Source organism: Sellimonas caecigallum, assembly GCF_019754295.1.
GTDB classification, from domain to species: domain Bacteria; phylum Bacillota; class Clostridia; order Lachnospirales; family Lachnospiraceae; genus Sellimonas; species Sellimonas caecigallum.
This window is the reverse complement of the sequence record NZ_VIRV01000007.1, coordinates 33408-52498: the sequence shown is the minus strand read 5'-3', so window position 1 is coordinate 52498 and position 19091 is coordinate 33408. Positions and strand designations below refer to the sequence as shown.

Here is a 19091-nt window from a genome sequence, read left to right as displayed (position 1 = left end):
CTTACGAGACTTTTTTCTTCAAAAAGGTGTCAAAGACCGGAAGAAAGTCCGATATTAAATCTTGATACAAGAAGCCTAAAATGGATTTAGGATAGAAATCTTGACAGGTGCAATAAATGCTGCCATTTGAACCGCCCGGAGTTTATATTATTTCCTTTTTGAGTTCTTCATATGCAATACGTTCTCTGGTAAATCCCTGACCATTCACCTCGTTAATCTGATTAATGGTAAGGAACGCAAACGGATCTGTTTCACAGACCATCTCTTTCAAAACAAATAGTTTGTGTCTTGGAATTACACACATAACTCCTTTCTGTTCTTCACCGCTATATCCCGTCTGTATGTGAAAAAGCGTCACTCCGGCTTCTATGTCCTGCAATATTTTTTCCTGAATCTTTTTATACTCTCTTGAAATAATCATCACCTGCATAGAGACCTTTCCATCGGGAACAACTTTATCAATCACAACCGTTGCCAGAAGAGTCAGTATAATCCCATAAAGTATTTGCTCCATATCAGAGAAAGACGCCTGTATGCCTAAAACTACAAAATCTACCATATACACCATGACGCCGACTGAAAGGGAAGTTTTTTTGTTCGCTATCATGGCAATAATATCCGTTCCTCCCGTCGATCCTCCGACCCTTACCACAATCCCCATGCTGACGCCTACAAGAAGTCCTCCAAAAATGGCAGACAACAGTATATTGTCTGTCATAGTTGTGATTCCTGGAATTTTCTGTAACAATTCAAGAAATAAGGGATAGATAAATGTACTCAATAAAGTTTTTTTACGAATCCTTTTCCCAGAATAAACCATGCTATGATAAGCAATGTACTGTTCAAGCTAAAGACGATAATTGAAGTCCGAATTCCCCAAAAATGATTTCCTGCAATTCCCAGGCCGGTGGCTCCTCCCATCGGAATTCCTGCCGGAGCAATAAAAGCAACCACGGCAAGCGCCAATATTGCATTCCCGGCTACAACGCTCAATAAATTTATTAATTTTTCGCTGGTGTTCTTTTTCATTTTATCATCATCTCTATAATCTTCTTATTCGTTTCTTTCATTCCTTCCTTGCCGAGTATTCCTATATTTTCAATCGTCCGATCGATTCCTTCCGCCACAATTCCTTCCCCCGCGCAGAATTCCTGTTCATTCAGATACATATAATAACCGACAATTCCTGCTTCTACAGATGATGCGATTTTCGCTGCGCAAGACGCTTTAGCGCCGTCACAGACAATGCCGGATACAATTGCAAGCGCATTCACGATCGTATGCTTGATCTCCTCATATCCTCCTCCATGCAGATAAGCGATTCCCGCTCCTGCGGCGGCACCTGCGCTGACCGCCCCGCAATATGCAGATAATGTCCCGATTCCTGCTTTTATATAAATAGCCGTAAGATTAGACAACAATAATGCCCGATAAATCTTCTTGATATCACAGTTCAGACTTTCTCCATAAACCAATACCGGAACAGAACAGGTAATGCCTTGATTGCCGCTTCCTGAATTGATCACAACCGGCAGTCCGCAGCCGTTCATTCTTGCATCAGAACCGGCTGCTGCCATCGCTTTTGCGCGTACCTGAACAGAATCACCTTCCATTTTAAGCAGTATACTTCCGATATTTGCCCCATAATTTCCGCGTATACCTTCCCTGGCAATCTTCATATTGCATTCTATCTGTTTATCCAGGGTTTCTTTCACATCTTCAATATCTGCACATCGGACAAATTCCCATATATTCTCCATGGAAAGAACGTCCCTGTTCGCTTTTTCTATTTTCTCGTCTTTCAAATCGTCACGGATGAATTCCCAGTTCTTTTCTATCTGAACAATATTGGTATGATAATCCGTAATCCTGACGCATGCCTGGGAATGTTCCTTATAAACACATACGGACAAATCAAATGTACGCCCTGTCTCCTGATATTCAACTTTGATATCTGCCTGTCCCAAATAACCTTTAATACGCTCTATGTCCTCTGACTCTATCTCCGAAAGGACTTCCAGTTTTCTGTTCTCATTTCCACAGACAACGCCGGCCGCGGCTGCGGCCTCTATTCCTCTTAAACCGCCGGTATTCGGAACAACAACACTTTTTACATTTTTAATAATGCTTCCGCTTGCCTTTACAATAATCTTTTCCGGCAATTCCCCTAATACCGCCCTTGCTCTTGCAGCCGCATAAGAAATCGCGATCGGTTCCGTACATCCCATGGCTGTAACCAGTTCTTCTTTCAGAATCTGCACATATATCTGATAAATATTATCCTCTCTTTTCATCCTCACATCTCCACTTCAAAAATGCTTTATAACCTTTCACCGCCTGATAAATATCTGATTTGCTGCTCACTTCATACGGCGCGTGCATGTTCAGCACCGCCACGCCTGAATCAACGACGTCCATGCCGTAATTAGCCATAATATATGCGATCGTACCGCCGCCCCCGATATCTACTTTGCCCAATTCCGCAAATTGGTACGCCGCCCCGGCTTCTTCCATGATTCGGCGTATTTCTCCCAGATATTCGGCGTTCGCGTCATTGGACCCACTTTTACCATGGCTTCCTGTAAATTTATTAAATGCAAGCCCCTTCGCAAGATAGGCCGCGCTGCGCTTTTCAAATACTTCTTCAAATTGCGGATCATACGCCGCGCTCACATCGGAAGAAAGCATTTTAGAATTTGCGAGCGCTCTTCTTACCTTAATGTCCGACTCTCCTTCTGTCAAAGCGATCAACTCAGCTACCACATTTTCAAAAAAGCGGGAATGCATTCCTGTCGCGCCGACGCTTCCGATTTCCTCTTTGTCCACTAACAGACAGCACGCCGTACGACTGCTGTCTTCTACACTCAACATAGCCATGATAGAAGTAAATGCACAGATACGGTCGTCCTGCCCGTATGCCAGTATCATACTGCGGTCAAATCCTATATCTCTTGCCTTTCCCGACGGTACAATTTCCAGTTCTGCAGAAGCAAAATCTTCTTCGCTAATCCCATAAGCTTCCTCCAGGATTTTCAGGACATTAGCTTTCACCGTTTCTTTTTCTTCTTTCAAGTTTTCATCCCGTTCAATCGGACAATTTCCAACCAGGATATCCAGTTTTTCTCCTTCGATGACTTCTCCCGCTTTCTTTTCCAGTTGCTTTGAAGCCAGATGAACCAGCAGATCCGTAATGACAAATACTGGCTCATCTTCTCTTTCGCCGATACTGATATTCACACAGCTTCCGTCTTTCTTGACAACCACTCCATGAAGCGCTAACGGCTGCGTCACCCACTGGTATTTTTTTATGCCTCCGTAATAGTGTGTGTCCAGATATGTAAAATCATCTTTTTCATAAAGCGGATTCTGTTTTATATCAATTCTCGGAGAGTCGATGTGAGCGCCAAGAATATTCATGCCTGCCGAGATCGGATCCGCCCCCATTCTAAAGAGCACAATACATTTTTTCATGCAGACAGCATAAATTTTTTCCCCTTTCTGGATTTGTCTCTCTTCTGACAGATATTCCTCAAGATTATGATATCCCGCCTTTTCTGCCAGTTCTACCGCTAGTTCCACACATTCTCTTTCCGTTTTCCCTCTATCCAGCCAGGATTTATATAATTCACAGATTTTATGAAGTTTTTCTTTCTCCTTTTCACTGTACGTCAGCCAGATATTCTTATTCTCCTTCTCCATCTTTATCGTTTCTTCTTATATTTACTCCATCAGTACCGTTACATTATCAAATTGGCCGGCCGCCTCTTCGATCCTCGCTCTGTTTCCAAGAACGCAGACGGTTCCCTCTCCTGCAAAGCGCTCCATTGCCTGACGCCTGTTTTTCAAGTCTTCTTCCGACGCCTTTAACAACCCTTCCCTGACCTTTGCCCTGACCTGCGGCTCTTCCTGCCGCAGATACCAGGAATCCATTCGTTTTGCCTGTACATATGTTTTGGGAGTCCGGTCATATCCGGCAACTGCGCCAATCTTATAATTCAGAAGCTCCTGCTCTCCTAATTCAAGATCTTTCAGCCACCTTGAAGCACTGCGGAAGGCTTCTATCGTCCTTTTTACGTTCGGATCTCGATAGGAACTCATGGTCCAGCTTTGATTGGGGAATACAGACATCTGGCAGCCGTAAGCCCCTCCTTCAGCGCGGATCTTTGCCCACAGATAATCGAAGCTCACCATTCTGCCAAGAAGATAATCCTCACCGGTATATTCTCCGATTCCTCCAAGCGCAACATAGGATACCTCTGACGGAATGATAAATGCCTCTGATTTCCCTGGAAGCAAATTGTCCTGATACCATCCGGGCTCCCTTTCCCTTGCACTGCCGCAGAACCTGGAAGCTGCGGTCAACTGGCGGAAATCGGCGTAAGCTTTCTCTGTGCCTGTAAAACTCATCACCAGATCGGACTTACGGCAAAGCTTCTCCTGAATCTCCTTAAGTTCCCGGATAATCTGCCCCTGATCCGCGTCAAAGTTCTTCAGAAGCTTTCCTAAGAACTGATAATAGAGAATTCCGTTACAGCGTTCCCTTGCCGCTCCTTCCGGCATATAGTGCGCGGCCGCGCGGCCGGCGGCATAACTGTTTCCGCTGGTAACAAATCCCCTCTCCAGTTCCATCCGGCTCTGCCTGATCCTTTTCAGAATGATCTCCGGTTGCTCCAGAATGGTATCATACAACAGCTCTTCCCCCAGTTTTACCGCTCTTGGAAGATTCTGTTCCAGACAGCTGATATCCATCACAAATTTAAGCCTGACATGCCGGATATCATCTGCATTGGTGTACGCTTCCAGATAAGCCCTTGCATTTCCAAGCCACATGTTCTTCTCAATCACTAATTCTTCCAGGCTGTGCGTTCTCGTAGGAAGACTGCCCAGAAGTTCGGAAAACAGCTTCGCATAAGGAACTTTCTCCGGTTCCAGCTCACTGATATCAAAATAGCAGCTTTGATATGCCACTCCTTTTGAAGGGATCTCCTGCTTCAGATATGTAATCCCCTCCTCTTCCTCTACCCTTGTAAGCGGCTCCTCTTTCTTTTGAAACAGGTCATCCACAGACAGCGCCGGCAGATCTTCTGTCTCTTCTTTTTGCTTCTTCTCTTCGACCTTTTCAAGAGGTTCCAGAAAAACCTCTGCCTCATAATCATTTTCCAGGAAGGTTTCTCTTAGAAGTGCTTCAAAGTATCTTTCCTTTACAAGGGTCCTCATCTTTCTGTATGTTTCTTCAAATTCTATCATCTCGCAAGGTCCGGTTCCCTGTGCCCATCCTCCGGCAATATCCAGTACACATTCTATTCCCTCCGGCTGGTTTCCGCCTTTTTCCCTCATCCAAAATTCCAGACGGTTAATTGCCGAAATCAATACTTCTTCTTTGATTCCTTCTCTGCAAAGTCTGTCCGCCTGTTCCTTGATAACCGTTTTCAACTGGCCGGCAGTTTCTTTGTCCGTATTCTTTATTTTAATGGCAAGATAGGGTTGTCTGATACCATCCATAATAAAATACTGAATTTCCGGGATTCCAAGACTCTGAATAAGCCCTTTTTTCATCGGTGCTTCGTCTTCCCCCATAATCGCCTGCATAAGGATATAGACTGCATTCATACGTTCCCGGTTGTCAAAATCTCCCAGACTATAGGTGCATGACGCAAACACCCCCTGATCACCGAACTTATCCTTGTCATACAGCTTTTTTCGGATTCCCTTTACAGGTTTCTGTCTCATGACCGGCTTCGCAGGTTCTGAGCGTTTCATTTTTCCCAGATAAGCTTTATCAATATACTCAAACAGTTGTTCCGTATTGATTCTTCCATATAGAACAATACAGCAGTTGGACGCATTATAAAACGTCCTGTAATATTCCAGAAATTCCTCATAAGATAGAGCAGGAATCGTATCCGGAAATCCTCCGGATACAAAACGGTAAGCCGTTTCCGGAAACATTGCTTTAGATATTTCATCCTCTAATATGTTGTCCAGGGATGAGAAAACACCCTTCATCTCATTATAGACAACGCCATTAATCTCCGGAGTTTTTCCGTCTTCGCACTGAAAATGCCAACCCTCCTGTTCAAAGATCTCTTTATCCGTAAGAACATTCGGACAAAATACCGCGTTTAAATAAACATCCGCCAGATTCATAAAATCCTTTTCATTCTCTGTACAAAAGGGATATACTGTATGATCCGGATACGTAATTGCATTTACGAATTCTGCCATGGAATGTTTCATCAGATTGACGAACGTATCTTTATCCGGATATTTGCGGGAACCGTTCAGCACAGAATGCTCCAGAATATGAAAAACTCCCGTGCTGTCCTTTGGTATGGTCCGAAATCCAATCAAAAAGCTCTTTTTAACGTCCTGATTGTCTATGACGATAACTTGCGCCCCGGTTGACAGGTGCTCCATCTGAATAATATCTCCCTCAACCTCCCGCACATACTTCTTTTCTTTAACTTCAAATCCATAGATTTTTTCCCCGATTTCCATATCCATTCCCTCTTAATACATGAATTCTGTGATCTTCTTTTTTATCTCTTCCACTTCCATCACACCTACGTTTTCATACTTCTTTTCACCGTCTTTGTAGAATTGAACGGTTGGAACAGCAAAAATACGATTCTCTTTGGCAAGCTTCGGATAATCTGTAGTATTCACTTTGACGATATGGATAAACGGAAGTTCCGCGTCTAACTCTTCTAAAATACGTGAAAAGGCTTTACAGGGTACGCACGTTGTGGAAAAGAAATCCACGATCACAAATCCTTCCTTAATCTGTTCCTTAAAACTCTCATCATCCGCATATTGAATTGCCATCTACTTTTCCTCCTTAAAAAAATTCTCTGTCACATATTCTTTTACCTTATTGTAATAATAATTTACATAAAATAAAATTTCCGAATATTCATAAGTATTGATTTTTTCTGCATTTTCTTTCGTTTCATGCCAGAATTTCACGTACTCATCTATATCGTCCCGGTATTGCTCCATCGTATATCCAACGCCGCTTTTTTCTGCGTATTCCCGCCCCAGAAGGTAGCCGCAGAGTCTGTCCCATGAATCGTTCTGCACGCTTGCGAATAATTCATAATAGCTTGAGAACGGCATCTTTCCTTCAAATTCCTCTGGCGTCATGGTTTCCAGATTCAACCCCTGTTCTTTGGAAATTGTCTTCAATCTCTTAATTTCATGATCTGTCATTTCTTTCCAGTCCGCCTTCTTAAGATCAAACGTACTGGCCTCAAAAACTTTGTCTATCACATATTGGACTGCTTCGTATCCCTCGTTTTTTGCAATCTTCTTTTTCTGTTCCCGGATCAGACGAGCCTCATATTGTTCTATATTGCTCACTCCTTCAATTCCAAGAGCTTCTATCATCCCGTCCGTGATCACAGGAATCTTTTTTTGCTGAATGGAACGAACCGTTACAGTCACTTTCTCTCCGTCGACGTCCAGCTCACCGGCCGTCCCTTTTTTCAGCCCGATGCACATCGTTTCCAGCTTCTTGTGAAAGAACCCCTGTCCTACCATAATTTTCACGTTCTCTCTGTTAAAAAACGGATTTGCCGATTCCATATCGCATACAATAAGTGCTCCGTCCGTAACTTCCCCCGCTTCTTCCCATGTGCTGTTCTTGTTTTTTATAAAATCTATTTCTTTCTTGTACGCCTTCTCATCAAGCTTGAATACTTTCTTGTACATACTGATATCCACCTGATCATATTCGACAAACGATAAAACTTTTGACTTCATCTTTCTCCTCCTAAAGCGTAAGCTTCGCATATTTACTTTTTAGCAGTTGGAGTACTTCCTTATATTTCTCGCGACTCACCATAACTTCCCCTGCATATCCGTCGAAAATCAGCGCAAAATTTTTCGATTCATTATCCGCCCGAACATAAGATACTTTGGAAAGATTCACGATAAATGACTGATAGCACCGGTAAAAATTATAACCTTCCAGAATCTGTTCCAATTCATTCATGGAATATCCGGCAAGGACCATCTCTTTTCCGTCCACCATCACCATCTTGTTCTTTCGGTCCGTCCGTTCGATAAAAAGAACCTTATCAATATTCACGAGCTGATACCCGTTTCTCGTCTTGATCATCATAGAACGGTTCACGGATAACCGTTTGTATTGGAGCAGCTCAAACAAATACTGCAGCCGCTTAACCACACGCTGAAGCACACGGTTATCGAACGGAAGCCGAAAATATTCATCGCAGCAGCAGTCAAATACCTGCCCTGCCTCTAACTTTTCTTCTGAATACAACACCACCAAGACATCCGGCTTTATCTGGGACAGATTGTATGCCAGAAAGGAGCCGTCCCCGCTATATCTTGGATTTCCTGTTTTTATGTTGATAAACACCGCGTCCACATCGTTCAGACAGATATATTTATTGGCTTCATTGATTCCGTCAAAGGTATGCACAATGTCAAATACATTATAAAACGCCAGTAATTCTTTCAGTTCTGTACACAATGTTTCATCATTTTCTACCAGAACAAGCTTCATTTTCATCAATCAATTCTCCTGACCAAATTCTGCAAACGCTTTTTCTAACGCCTGCACATCGCCTTCATAATAGGTTAATAAAAGTGCAAAAGGACCATTTTTCTTCGGCATAATAATCGTACCGGCTCCATATAAATTGATTTCGCCTTTTGTCCTGAGACTCTCATATGCCTGATACTCGTCAGATTCCGGATCCAGATTTTCCAGATCCCACCAGTATATTTCGGCTCCGTCATACTTTAGCGCGAGCGTACACAGGCCTTCCGCACTAAGCGTCACTTTCGTGTCCGCATGGATCAGCCCCTTCTCCTCCAGAAATGAGACAAGTTCATCCACTGTCTTATTCCAGACAGGCATTTCTTTATCCTCTTCTTCAGGCACAGCCGCTTCTTCCTCCTTTGGAGGCATAAAGTCTTCGGACAACGCCACATATCCCACCATCCCACAAAACAGTAACACGAAAAGCAGGGAAGACACAATCGTAAATTTCTTCATAATCATTCCTTCTTTCTTTTAAGATGCCTCAGCGGACTGCAGATATTCCTGATAAGTCCTGCTTACGGCAAATACTTCTTCATGGGTTCCGCAGGCTTCAAGGCGTCCGTGACACATAACAACCAGATAGTCTGCTTCTGCAATCTCGCGCATATCATGGGCAATGAAAACAATCGTATTGCCTTCCATCTTTTTCCTGATACTATGATAGATTTTCATATACGTGTCATGATCCAGACTCGCCCCTGCCTCGTCAAGAATCAGATAATCCGGCTTCGCAATCAATGCCCTGGCAATGGCTATTCTCTGTTTCTGACCGCTTGACAAACGGTTTCCTGCCTCTCCAAGAGTTGTATCATATCCGTTGGGAAGCGCATCTATAAAAGAATCCGCTCTGGCTTCTTCCGCTGCTTTTTTCATCTCTTTCTCCGTCGTTTCTCCCTCTGCACCATACAGAATGTTATCCCGGATTGTACCTGACATCAGCGGATTGTTCTGGAGTACATAGCCAAATTTTTTATGACATTCCCGGGGACTCGTTTCGCTTATCCTGTTTCCTCCAACCCATATTTCTCCCGAATCAGGCTGGTAGAATCCCTGTATCAGTTTCATGACCGTAGATTTTCCGGAACCGTTATCACCGATCACAGCCGTCGTCTTTCCTCCCGGAATGCAAACGGAAAAGTCGTGAAGGATTTCTTTTTCGCTCCCATATCCAAAGTTCACGTTTTTGAACACAATATCTCTGTTCTCGGATTCTGTCCAGGAATTGCCTTTTTCCGTATGCTCCTCTTCCATATCAAGAATATCCCCGACATGGACAAGCGCGCCTTTCGAGCCCATCACGTTCTGCCACACCGTCAAAAGCTCCGCCATATAGAGATTCACCTGCGTCATATAGGTGCTGAACATATTAATCCCTGTGGCTTCCATTTTCCCGGCGTTAATCAATCTGGAACCGCCCACTGCCATTACGACAGTCGTAAGAAGGGAGTAGAGGGAATTGGTCAGAACCTGAATCTGCTCCATGAAAGCATAGTATATATCTGCCTTATACCGTGAATCAATTGCCGCATATCCGCTTTCCAGCTCTTTTTCTTCCATTACCTGCGCTTTTACATATTTCCCGGCCGACAGGTGTTCGGAGAAAAATGTGGTCATTTCATTCAACGCCGCATAGCGCTTTTTCATTATGGTAAACTGCAGCTTGCCGACGATGATAAACATTGCCACCGCAACCGGTATGCAGATCAAAAGGTATGCTGCGAGAGGCGAATTGTATTGATACAAGATCATACAGGCGCGGACAAATCCGAATAACGACGCAGCTCCTGAGAATATTCCGCTGATCACCAGAGTTGCCTGAGTTACGTCGTTCGTAACGGCCGACACCAGCGAGGACGGCTGTTCCTTTCCGAACTGATCCATCGGAAGATGCAGGATCTTCCTCCACATCGAAAGCCTTACCCGCAGGATCACTTTTTGATTGGCATACTCTTCCACAAGCGGCCGCAAAAATCCCAGCAACGCATTAAAAATCGTAAAAAACACATAGCCTAAAATAACAGAATTATATAGTTCCCCCTTGTTCACACGGACCAGATACTCCGATACTCTCATTCCGATCTCGGCATAAACCACGCCGCTTCCGAATGCAATCAGGTAGAGCCACCAGGGGATCGAAAGCCTTCTGTAAAAGTTCAGAAAAAACGATATTACATGTTTGTTGTTTTTCATCTGCCCTGTCCCTCACTTCCTATTAATTCTCGGTAATATGTATTCTCGGCATATACTTCCTCCGGTTCTCCCTGACAGATAATCCTTCCGTTATGCATTACTATGATATAATCTGCTTTCTGTACGGTCTGTCTGTCGTGGGCAACCATAAGCACGGTTTTACCTTCCATATGCCGTTTCACACTCTTCCATACCTGATCTTTTCCCCGGATGTCCATAGCCGCGGTCGCCTCATCCATAAACAGATAATCCGATTGTTTTAGAAGCGCCCTCGCAAAAGCAATCCGCTGTTTCTGTCCGCCGGAAAGTTTGTCGCCCTGCTCGCCTACATCCGTCTGGAAGCCCTCCGGCTGTTCCCTGATAAAATCCATGATTTCTGCGTCCGTACATGCTTTTTCCAGTTCTTCATCCGTGACTTCTCTCTTAATTCCGAACAGGATATTGTCGCGGAGCGTTCCTGCAAACAATGTACTTTCCTGTGTTACGTATGAGATCTCGCTTCGGAAGCTCTTGAGCGAATACCGCGCGGTATCTTCGCCCCCAAATAAAATCTTACCTCCCGAAACCGGATACATACGCTCCACCAGATTCAGAAGGGTCGTCTTTCCGCTTCCTGACGGTCCGATAAGCGCCGTCACGCGCCCTGCAGGGATCTTCAGATTGAGTTTATCGAATATAAGTTTCTCTTCATAAGAAAAATCAACCTCTTTTAATTCAATATCGCCGCTGAGACGTTCCACATGCTCGCCGGCTTCTACGTCTTCTTCCATTTCTTCCATAATCTGAGCTACTCTTCTGGTCGCTCCCTGGGAACCCTTGAAGGTTGTCCAATATACACAGTATGCGCTGAGCTGATTAACGATGTTCACCGCGAATCCATAATAGGCAATCCATTGGGTAAGAGTCAATGCGCCGGATGAATAAAAGCTTCGGCCTACCATCACGATCACAATAAACTGCATAGCGCCCACTAACGCATACATCGGAGTTGCGAATCCCAGCCACGCATTCAGAATCGAACTTTTATAGAACCCGTTCATCTTCTCCTGCCCTGTCTGAAACTCCTTTTCTTCTTTTCCGTAAGATTTGACGAGAAGAAGATTATTGGTTTTTTCTGCAATCGTCTGTGTCAGCTCTGCATTTTTTTGATTTACCAGATCCAGCACTCCGAACTTCATCTTTCCCATGACGAATGCAATGACTAAATTCAGCGGAAGAACCGCGATCAGAGCAATCATCAGCTTCTGGTCGTAGGATCCGATTTTTCCCAGCGTAATGACCAGCGTATATGCGGAAGTGAGAATCGCAACAAATACTTGCATGATTAACTGACTGATTGCCGTGATATCCGTTGTAATACGGGAAATCATTTCTTTGGGCTTATTTTTTTCGTAATATCGAAGCGGCAGCCTGACGGTCTTACTCCAGATCATTTTCCTGATATTACGGTCAATTCGCGCAACACACAAGTTACTCATAATCTTGCTGACCGAATTGATCAGCTGAGATAATAATGTAAACGCCAAAAACGGAAGAACCACAGTACCAAAATTCACATTCCCGGCAAATAATTCGGCCGTGTATTCCGTTACGCTGATTCCTACGTTGGTAAGAAGCGCTGTAATGGCAATATATGCAAGAATGCACAGATAAGGAAGTCTTGCCTTCTGCAGCATGCGGAAGAAGCGTCCCATGCTGCCCCTGTCTTTTCCAAAAACCCGTTCCATATTGTTTCCCTGCCTTTTCTTAATTTCAGAGCTTCTGCTTTCGTACTTTCACAGTTATATTTAAGCTGCTATTTGTTTTCCAGCGTTTCGAACGCTTTGACTGCGTCCTGTTTCTTTTCATAGTCCTCTGAAAATGCAATCGCATAAGCTCCGTTTACCGCTTCCGTCTCAAGAACCGCGGCGCCTCCGGCAAGGACTATCGTTCCCTGGTTAGCAGCCATAGACTCATAGTTTCCATATAAGTCTGTCTTGTTTTCCTGATCCCACCAGAACAGCCAGAGTCCCTCATAATCATATGCTTTATCCGCCACTTTCGTCTCAGTAAACTCTCCGTTCGTATTGTCTGTGAGATATCCTGTTGTTTCATTGATATCAACCGGTTCGCAGTCCTCCGAAATGAATCCTTCCTGCTCAAAATAATCCACCAAATCTTCGTACGGAGAAGTGGAGGTATTCACTTCAATTTTTTCTTCTTTCGGCGTACATCCCGCCATCATTCCACATACGATTGCTGTCGCAATGATAACTGCCGCAGTCTTCTTCATCTTTTTCGTTTCCATCTTTTCAATCTCCTTTTATATAAATTTTACAATTAGGTTACTTTATTTTTACAACAAAATCAGCAGTTTAACAATAAGATTATCCTATTCTGTCCCCAATTTCGCTCATAGTGTCTTTTTATCTCTCATCCCACTACTTCTATTGTTTAAAGCGCTGTATACATTTTAATGTTTCTATTTCAAATTCCATCATCAGTCACCTCCCATCCATTTACGGATTTTATGAATAGCATAATAGTAGATACTTTTTACTTTATCTTCTTTAACTCCGTTTAGGCAGCTTATCTCTTTAAAAGTTCTTTCCTAAAAAACATGTTGATAAATGAAACACCTTTCATCCTCCCGAAGCATCAGTAGGGCTTTTGTAAGCCTTTGATCTGATAATTCATTCCATACTGGATATCGTCCTTCCATTCTCTTGAAAGAATGGCTTCTTTATAACGCAATTCCAGCATTTCGTCTATTGAAGAACTAAAATCCTCTAAAGATTCTTCTAAAGGTCTTTCCGTTCTGCCAATCTTTTCTTTTTTCTTCAGATAATTCCACATCTTCCACCGGATACATTTCTGCAGATATGCAGTAAAGTAATTCTTTGTTTTATCTCCTGTATAATCATATTCATTCATATTTTTCCCTCCAAAATCTTCAAAATCAATTTGTTTCAAAGATTTCTAAGGGTGGAGATCGGCAATGGAACTCCATGGAAGACTCTATTTCTACATAAAAAATACTGCCAAACCGGCATATTACCAGTCTGACAGCATTAAAAAACAACTGGATCTCATGTGCTATATGAAATATCGGCACAGCATATACTGCATGTGTACGAGTCTCATGCATCCACCATGCGGTTACGATTTTTTTAACAAACTACTTACTGCACATTTTCCTTTCCTGCCATATATAAACCTACATTCCTTGTTTTCCTGCCTGTTACACATCAAACACGCAATATAATACGCGAAAACAGGTATCTTAACGCATTTCATATAGTGCATATCTCATGCAAAATATAAGAACTAAGTGAGGTGATACAAATGATGGCTAAGAAATTATTAGGAGATGCGGTAAAAGAAGAACGATTAAGAAGAAATCTGTCCCAAAATGCTCTTGCAGAAAGTTGATCCTCCTGTCCCTCCTTAGTAAGTGTACTTGCCAGCTCCATCGGGTTAAATCCCTCTACACGGTTCAATGCCGCGACTGCCTCTGACCGGTCAAATAACTTTTCTTTCATTCGCTTACGCTCCTTTCATTCTCTTCGTGAAAATGAAATGCAGACGATACCCTTTCATAAGAGTAATAGTCTGCATTTCTTTCAGATTGGAAAATTCTTCTGTTTTTTATACTTTTTTTATAATTTACTGGAATATCATACATAAAACCAGGAATATACCTAATGATACCAAGACCATTTCCGCAATTCCATGTTTCCTCATAAGATATATACCTAGATCTTAAAATAATAAGCTGCTGCGAGAGCACCAACCGCTGCAACAAGGATCAGACCCATGCCTGCATTCTTTGCCTGGTCACTTTCAGTCTCCTTTTTATCGCTCTCGGTCTCAGGTGCTGCAGGCTCATCCTCCGTCACTGTCTTTTCTGGAAGGATAACTGCAGGTTTTTCCTCTTCCTTATCTGCCGATGCTTCTTTCAGGAATTCCTGAAGGTCATCCTCATCGATGTTTGAAAGCATGTACACGTTATCAGTTGTACTGCTTCGGTCGATGATCACGTAAAATGTCTGATTGTTCTTTGTCACGATACCATCTGCTTTTTTCTTCGCGAGGCAGCATCCGATACCGGCTTATCATCTACGGGATCAGCCCTGGACTGGGCGCCTTAACGTTCTAACTGAAAGTCAGCCTCATTGATGCGCCTTCCATCGGACTTTGCTTCCGCAGTTTCCTTCACTATCCCTTCTCTGGAATCTGTTTCCACAAGTCCCTTTCGGGTCATCTTTTTGACCGCATGGCTTTTCGCCTTAAATTCCTCCAATCGCTTTCACTTCCTTTCTCCCCAAATGGATAAAAAAATAAGGCCATCTATCGTGGATAACGGTAGACGACCTCAAGTTACATACTTCTTTATGATGTTATTACTTTGTATTTGTGTTTTAATGCTTTTGACAGTACAACATTTGTAAATGGAACAATCTGATCATTTTGCAAGCGGCCAAGGACAATACCCGGATCTCTGTCAATTCTTTCAGCAAATCTGCGGATAGCATTTTCGCTAAACTCATTCATTTTAACGAAAGCCTCATATTCTCCCGGAGGAATCAATTTGTCTTCCGCATATTTATCTGCTGCATCCTCCTGGCCAGCGTGCTCATTTTCAAACGTAATTCCATAATCACCATTAATAATATGGCCAATCTCATGGAACAGAGTAAACCAAAATGTATCTGAATAGAAACGTCTGTCATTCACCATCAGCATTACATTCTGCCCAATCTTCTTGGTTGCACCATTTATTCCTGAACCCGGAAGATTTGGAAGTATTACGAATATTACTCCCGCATCTTCAAAGGCCTTCCTAATCAGTGGATAAAAATCACCATGCTGTGTTGTTAATGTCAATGCATAATCAACAGCTTTTTCAAACTTCTTTTTGTCAAACTTAGGTGCTTCTATCTTCAGTGCCTGATTAATTGCGATCTGAACCATTGCATTTGCTCTGGCAGTATTAGCCTCTTTCATATCCTCAGATGCACTTCGGAAACTAACTGCCATATTTTGCTTTGTAAAAACAGATAATGATGCAACATTTAAAAATTCACGTAGGCACTTAATCTGCTCATTTGTTTTTCTCGGAAGATCAGGCAATCCAAAATTCTCTCTGAAATATGTGTACTGAAAGTACTTGAAAATTCTTCTTTCCTGCTCTAATTCCTTGGATGATTCAAACTCAGCAATCAAAGCGTCATAGCTCTTCTGAAGATTCAGCCAGTAGTCAACACTAGTCCCTAACATTCGAGATAATTTCATGGCTATATCGATTGATAAGCTTTGCTCCCCACGTACCAGAATACTTAAATTCTTTGGCGTGGTATCTAATCGTTTTGCAAAATCTTTCTGAGAAAGTCCACTTTCTTCAATGATTTCTTTGATATAGTATCCAGGATGAAAAGCAATCTTATCATTATATTCAATATAATTACTCATAATGGTTACTTACCTCCTTTACTTCAACAATTCTAACCACACCAGCAATTTCATCAATATTACAAGGATCATAAGGTTCTTCATTCTCATCTAATGGCTGAATAATAATACGCCATGGATCTCTTCTCGTTTTTACATCTATAGCAAAAAATCCATCCATATTGCCACTCAACTTATGAAAATGAAACGTCGGCATCATTACTATATCCTTAATTACACTCGCCTGCTGCATAGCATTTATTCGGGCAAATAGGCTGGTTGCTAATGCAGCATTCCCGCCAAACAACTTTTTTGCAGTTTTTAAATCGGTACATTGTTTCTGAACTTTGCTGTTATTGTATAGTAGCTGCACGTTTGCCCTACTTTTTAAATTACCCGTTGGGTAATCTAAATATACCATCAGGAGAGGCTCTAGTCAATAATTCACACACTCTTTTCACAATTATTCTTCCATTTCCTTCTGCTTTCTGGCTTCAACCTCCTCCGGCTTAGTAGTCATGAGTGAGTAAAGCTTCAATGTCTTATCGAACTTATCCTTGAACGGAATGATAGTGCTTCCATAGAACAAAAGTCCTTCACCTTCACCACTGTTGGTTACATAGGATAACTGATAAGGTGAGATATTAAGCTGCTTTGCAAGGATCTGTCTGTCACCTGCAGCCTGGTTGAGCATCAGGATAAAATCGCTGTTCTCAAAGATATTCTCAATCTCTCGGCTGGCAAGTAAGTCCTTAATATTCTGTGTGATACCAGTAGGAATACCTCCCCATTTACGGAATCTCTTCCAGATCTCAACGAAGTAAGCTGCCGTCTGCTCTTCCTTCAGAAGTAGATGGAACTCATCGATGTAGTATCTGGTCGATTTGTGGGTGTTACGGTTAATGGTTACTCTGTTCCAAACCTGATCCTGAACAATCAGCATACCTAATTTTTTAAGCTGCTTACCAAGATCCTTAATATCAAAACAGATGATAACCATCTATTACTTCGCCATCCTCGTAATTATCAATGCAATCGCTGTCTTTGATATTTACTTCCTTATCCATGGAAGGCTTCTCATATACGACTTTGATCTTATGATCATCCTGGACATTAGTAAATATATATTCGGCAGGATTCTTTGCTGGATCCACCTCTTTACCATCAACAGTTACAGATTTTAAAAGGTATCCTTCGTTAGGGCTGTACTCAATCTTCTTATCACCGCCATAATCAAAGCAGTCATCGGAAGGAGTAATCTTACCATTTACAACCTCCGTTTCAATGATACCTGCTACCTTAATGTAAGTACCATAGAAGGTCATGTCAGAAGATAACATGATAGTATCTTTGGCCTTATCCTTAAGAGCAGCATCGTTGTACCAGCCACTGAACTGATAGCGTTTGAATTCATCTGCTTTCATAAGGTTATAAGTGGCATAAGTGGCACAATGCGTACCGACTGCAGGTTTTGCATCTTTTGGAAGTGCATTCTTATTGTTTTCTACAAGCTTGTAGGTAACAGAAGAGCCATAGTAGTTGATTCCGGATCCATGAGTTGCATTACCCCAGTAAGTAATCTTAAGCGGATTACTTGGTGTTCCTTCTACCTCGACCCATAGATACTCACGCTCCACATTATTTCCGGTATTTCCATTCTCCCAGGTACCTTTCCATGTGTTTGTTCCTGTCTTTACAACATGTGTAAGTTTATTAAGCCACACACCTTTCAAACCGGTATGGAATGTATATCCCTCATTGATATCCATGTCCTGAAGTCTCATGACACCTTTGAAGGTAACTTCTTTCGGATTGGATGTACCAAGAGTTCCCGCTTCATAGAAACGATTCCTGATAAAATTTTTGTGTTTTTATCAGTCTCTTCTAATCCTTGATTTTACGGTGTTTTAGTTATTTCTTGCTTAAATTCTTGTGTAAAACCTTGTGTAAATAGTGTTATTCTTGTTTAAGCTGAGATACTAAAATCCAAGAAGATCTTTGTTGGTTTTTTGAGTCTGTAGTAATAATATTTTTTTTGCGCAAGGCAGAAAGTAAATTTCGTATCTTATCTTCTTTCTGTTTATCTGTCATCACTTCGGGAAGCTTGTCCCAGAGCAAGATGCGTATATCCTTTTTCTTTGCTTTTCCATACTGTTCAAGATATTTCACGATTAAATCTTTGTAATATTGATCATCAAATGCCTTATTTTTCACGTATTGGGTTTTCTCACCGAGGGTTTCTGATATAGCAGCGGATAGAAAAATATTAGGCATTTTCCCTTCTATAACTTTTAATTTCCTTAAATACTTTACTGCCGACTTATCAATCTTAATTCCTTTCTGAACACAGTCAATCAAAAATACAGTTTCAAGATCAAAATCAGGATTTTTGAATAGTATCTGAGAATAATTCTCATCAAGAATCTTTCCATATACACATACTTTTACCTGCTGTCTATTAGACAAATCATAATCAGGAAGCGGGAAATATCGTTCTTTTTGAATCCGGAACACCCTTCTGATTCCAGTGGACTGCGAATCAATCATGTTGAGTTTTACCATAGTTTCCGCCAGAAGCTGATTCCTGTAAAACGGCGGGTTGTATCCTGGATCCAGCACTGGTTCGATCTTACCAGGCAGAAATGATCCTGGATTCGCTAGAACAATCCTGTCTTCATACTCATTTAAATATATTCTACCCCCATATGTATATTCTGAATGAGCGATACAATTATTCAACAACTCCCTGAGAAGCCACATATCATATTGCTTCGTTTCCGTTGGAAACAGCGTAAGCTGATTTGGCATATAACGATACGTCAAATTTCTGATTTTTCCAAATAATCTCTCGCTCAGCGTGATATATGGAATTTTCCTAAAATTTCATGTATGTACGCCA

Annotated in this window: 19 protein-coding genes and 2 pseudogenes; all 21 read right to left on the bottom strand. The window is 42.1% G+C overall.

Annotation, left to right across the window (positions count from 1 at the left end; all coding sequences use genetic code 11):
- Positions 1-142 precede the first annotated feature (142 nt).
- Positions 143-304, bottom strand: coding sequence for a DUF2179 domain-containing protein (locus tag FLB61_RS13365; protein WP_246599147.1), 162 nt, complete (start codon positions 302-304; stop codon positions 143-145).
- A 135-nt stretch (positions 305-439) separates the two neighbouring features.
- Positions 440-1029: pseudogene (locus FLB61_RS06445) on the bottom strand (YitT family protein); the annotation flags it as partial.
- On the bottom strand, positions 1026-2294 hold the full coding sequence (locus FLB61_RS06440) for an L-cysteine desulfidase family protein (RefSeq protein ID WP_221919704.1): 1269 nt from the start codon (positions 2292-2294) through the stop codon (positions 1026-1028). The gene FLB61_RS06440 and the pseudogene FLB61_RS06445, both read right to left, overlap by 4 nt.
- Positions 2278-3699, bottom strand: a complete 1422-nt coding sequence (locus tag FLB61_RS06435) for an aminopeptidase (protein ID WP_221919703.1) — start codon at positions 3697-3699, stop codon at positions 2278-2280. Before FLB61_RS06435 ends, FLB61_RS06440 begins: the two co-directional genes overlap by 17 nt.
- 21 nt (positions 3700-3720) lie before the next feature.
- A complete protein-coding gene (locus FLB61_RS06430) occupies positions 3721-6498 on the bottom strand; it encodes an insulinase family protein (RefSeq protein WP_221919702.1) in 2778 nt (925 codons plus the stop codon).
- Between the two features lie 12 nt (positions 6499-6510).
- The gene (locus tag FLB61_RS06425) at positions 6511-6825 is read right to left on the bottom strand and encodes a thioredoxin family protein (protein WP_087167680.1); all 315 of its coding nucleotides are present in this window, start codon (positions 6823-6825) and stop codon (positions 6511-6513) included.
- Positions 6826-7761 (bottom strand): trigger factor, encoded by a 936-nt coding sequence (locus FLB61_RS06420; RefSeq protein ID WP_087253401.1) that lies wholly within the window; start codon positions 7759-7761, stop codon positions 6826-6828.
- 10 nt (positions 7762-7771) lie between these two features.
- A complete protein-coding gene (locus FLB61_RS06415; protein WP_221919701.1) occupies positions 7772-8536 on the bottom strand; it encodes a LytR/AlgR family response regulator transcription factor in 765 nt (254 codons plus the stop codon).
- A gap of 3 nt (positions 8537-8539) precedes the next feature.
- Complete coding sequence (locus FLB61_RS06410) at positions 8540-9025, bottom strand: YecH family metal-binding protein (protein ID WP_221919700.1); 486 nt, start codon at positions 9023-9025, stop codon at positions 8540-8542.
- An 18-nt stretch (positions 9026-9043) separates the two neighbouring features.
- The gene (locus tag FLB61_RS06405) at positions 9044-10762 is read right to left on the bottom strand and encodes an ABC transporter ATP-binding protein (protein WP_221919699.1); all 1719 of its coding nucleotides are present in this window, start codon (positions 10760-10762) and stop codon (positions 9044-9046) included.
- Positions 10759-12489 (bottom strand): ABC transporter ATP-binding protein, encoded by a 1731-nt coding sequence (locus FLB61_RS06400; protein ID WP_221919698.1) that lies wholly within the window; start codon positions 12487-12489, stop codon positions 10759-10761. The genes FLB61_RS06405 and FLB61_RS06400 overlap by 4 nt, the downstream gene beginning before the upstream one ends.
- Positions 12490-12557: 68 nt before the next feature.
- Positions 12558-13049: a hypothetical protein gene (locus tag FLB61_RS06395; RefSeq protein WP_221919697.1), complete on the bottom strand. Its 492-nt coding sequence runs from the start codon at positions 13047-13049 to the stop codon at positions 12558-12560.
- A 350-nt stretch (positions 13050-13399) separates the two neighbouring features.
- Positions 13400-13675 carry a hypothetical protein gene (locus tag FLB61_RS13010; RefSeq protein WP_246599141.1) on the bottom strand — a complete coding sequence of 92 codons (276 nt, stop codon included), beginning with the start codon at positions 13673-13675 and terminating at the stop codon, positions 13400-13402.
- Positions 13676-14034: 359 nt separating this feature from the next.
- Positions 14035-14283: a hypothetical protein gene (locus FLB61_RS06385; protein ID WP_221919740.1), complete on the bottom strand. Its 249-nt coding sequence runs from the start codon at positions 14281-14283 to the stop codon at positions 14035-14037.
- A 213-nt stretch (positions 14284-14496) separates the two neighbouring features.
- Positions 14497-14808 carry a CD1107 family mobile element protein gene (locus FLB61_RS06380; protein ID WP_221919696.1) on the bottom strand — a complete coding sequence of 104 codons (312 nt, stop codon included), beginning with the start codon at positions 14806-14808 and terminating at the stop codon, positions 14497-14499.
- Positions 14809-14888: 80 nt separating this feature from the next.
- A complete protein-coding gene (locus FLB61_RS06375) occupies positions 14889-15044 on the bottom strand; it encodes a hypothetical protein (RefSeq protein WP_221919695.1) in 156 nt (51 codons plus the stop codon).
- An 89-nt stretch (positions 15045-15133) separates the two neighbouring features.
- Positions 15134-16213: a HigA family addiction module antitoxin gene (locus tag FLB61_RS06370; protein ID WP_204907369.1), complete on the bottom strand. Its 1080-nt coding sequence runs from the start codon at positions 16211-16213 to the stop codon at positions 15134-15136.
- Positions 16206-16613 (bottom strand): type II toxin-antitoxin system RelE/ParE family toxin, encoded by a 408-nt coding sequence (locus FLB61_RS06365; protein ID WP_221919694.1) that lies wholly within the window; start codon positions 16611-16613, stop codon positions 16206-16208. Before FLB61_RS06365 ends, FLB61_RS06370 begins: the two co-directional genes overlap by 8 nt.
- A gap of 42 nt (positions 16614-16655) precedes the next feature.
- A pseudogene (locus FLB61_RS06360) lies at positions 16656-17186 on the bottom strand (VirB4-like conjugal transfer ATPase, CD1110 family); the annotation flags it as partial.
- On the bottom strand, positions 17173-17961 hold the full coding sequence (locus tag FLB61_RS06355; protein WP_221919693.1) for a hypothetical protein: 789 nt from the start codon (positions 17959-17961) through the stop codon (positions 17173-17175). The pseudogene FLB61_RS06360 and the gene FLB61_RS06355, both read right to left, overlap by 14 nt.
- Before the next feature lie 187 nt (positions 17962-18148).
- Positions 18149-19015, bottom strand: a complete 867-nt coding sequence (locus FLB61_RS06350; protein ID WP_246599140.1) for an ATP-binding protein — start codon at positions 19013-19015, stop codon at positions 18149-18151.
- Between the last annotated feature and the right edge of the window lie 76 nt (positions 19016-19091).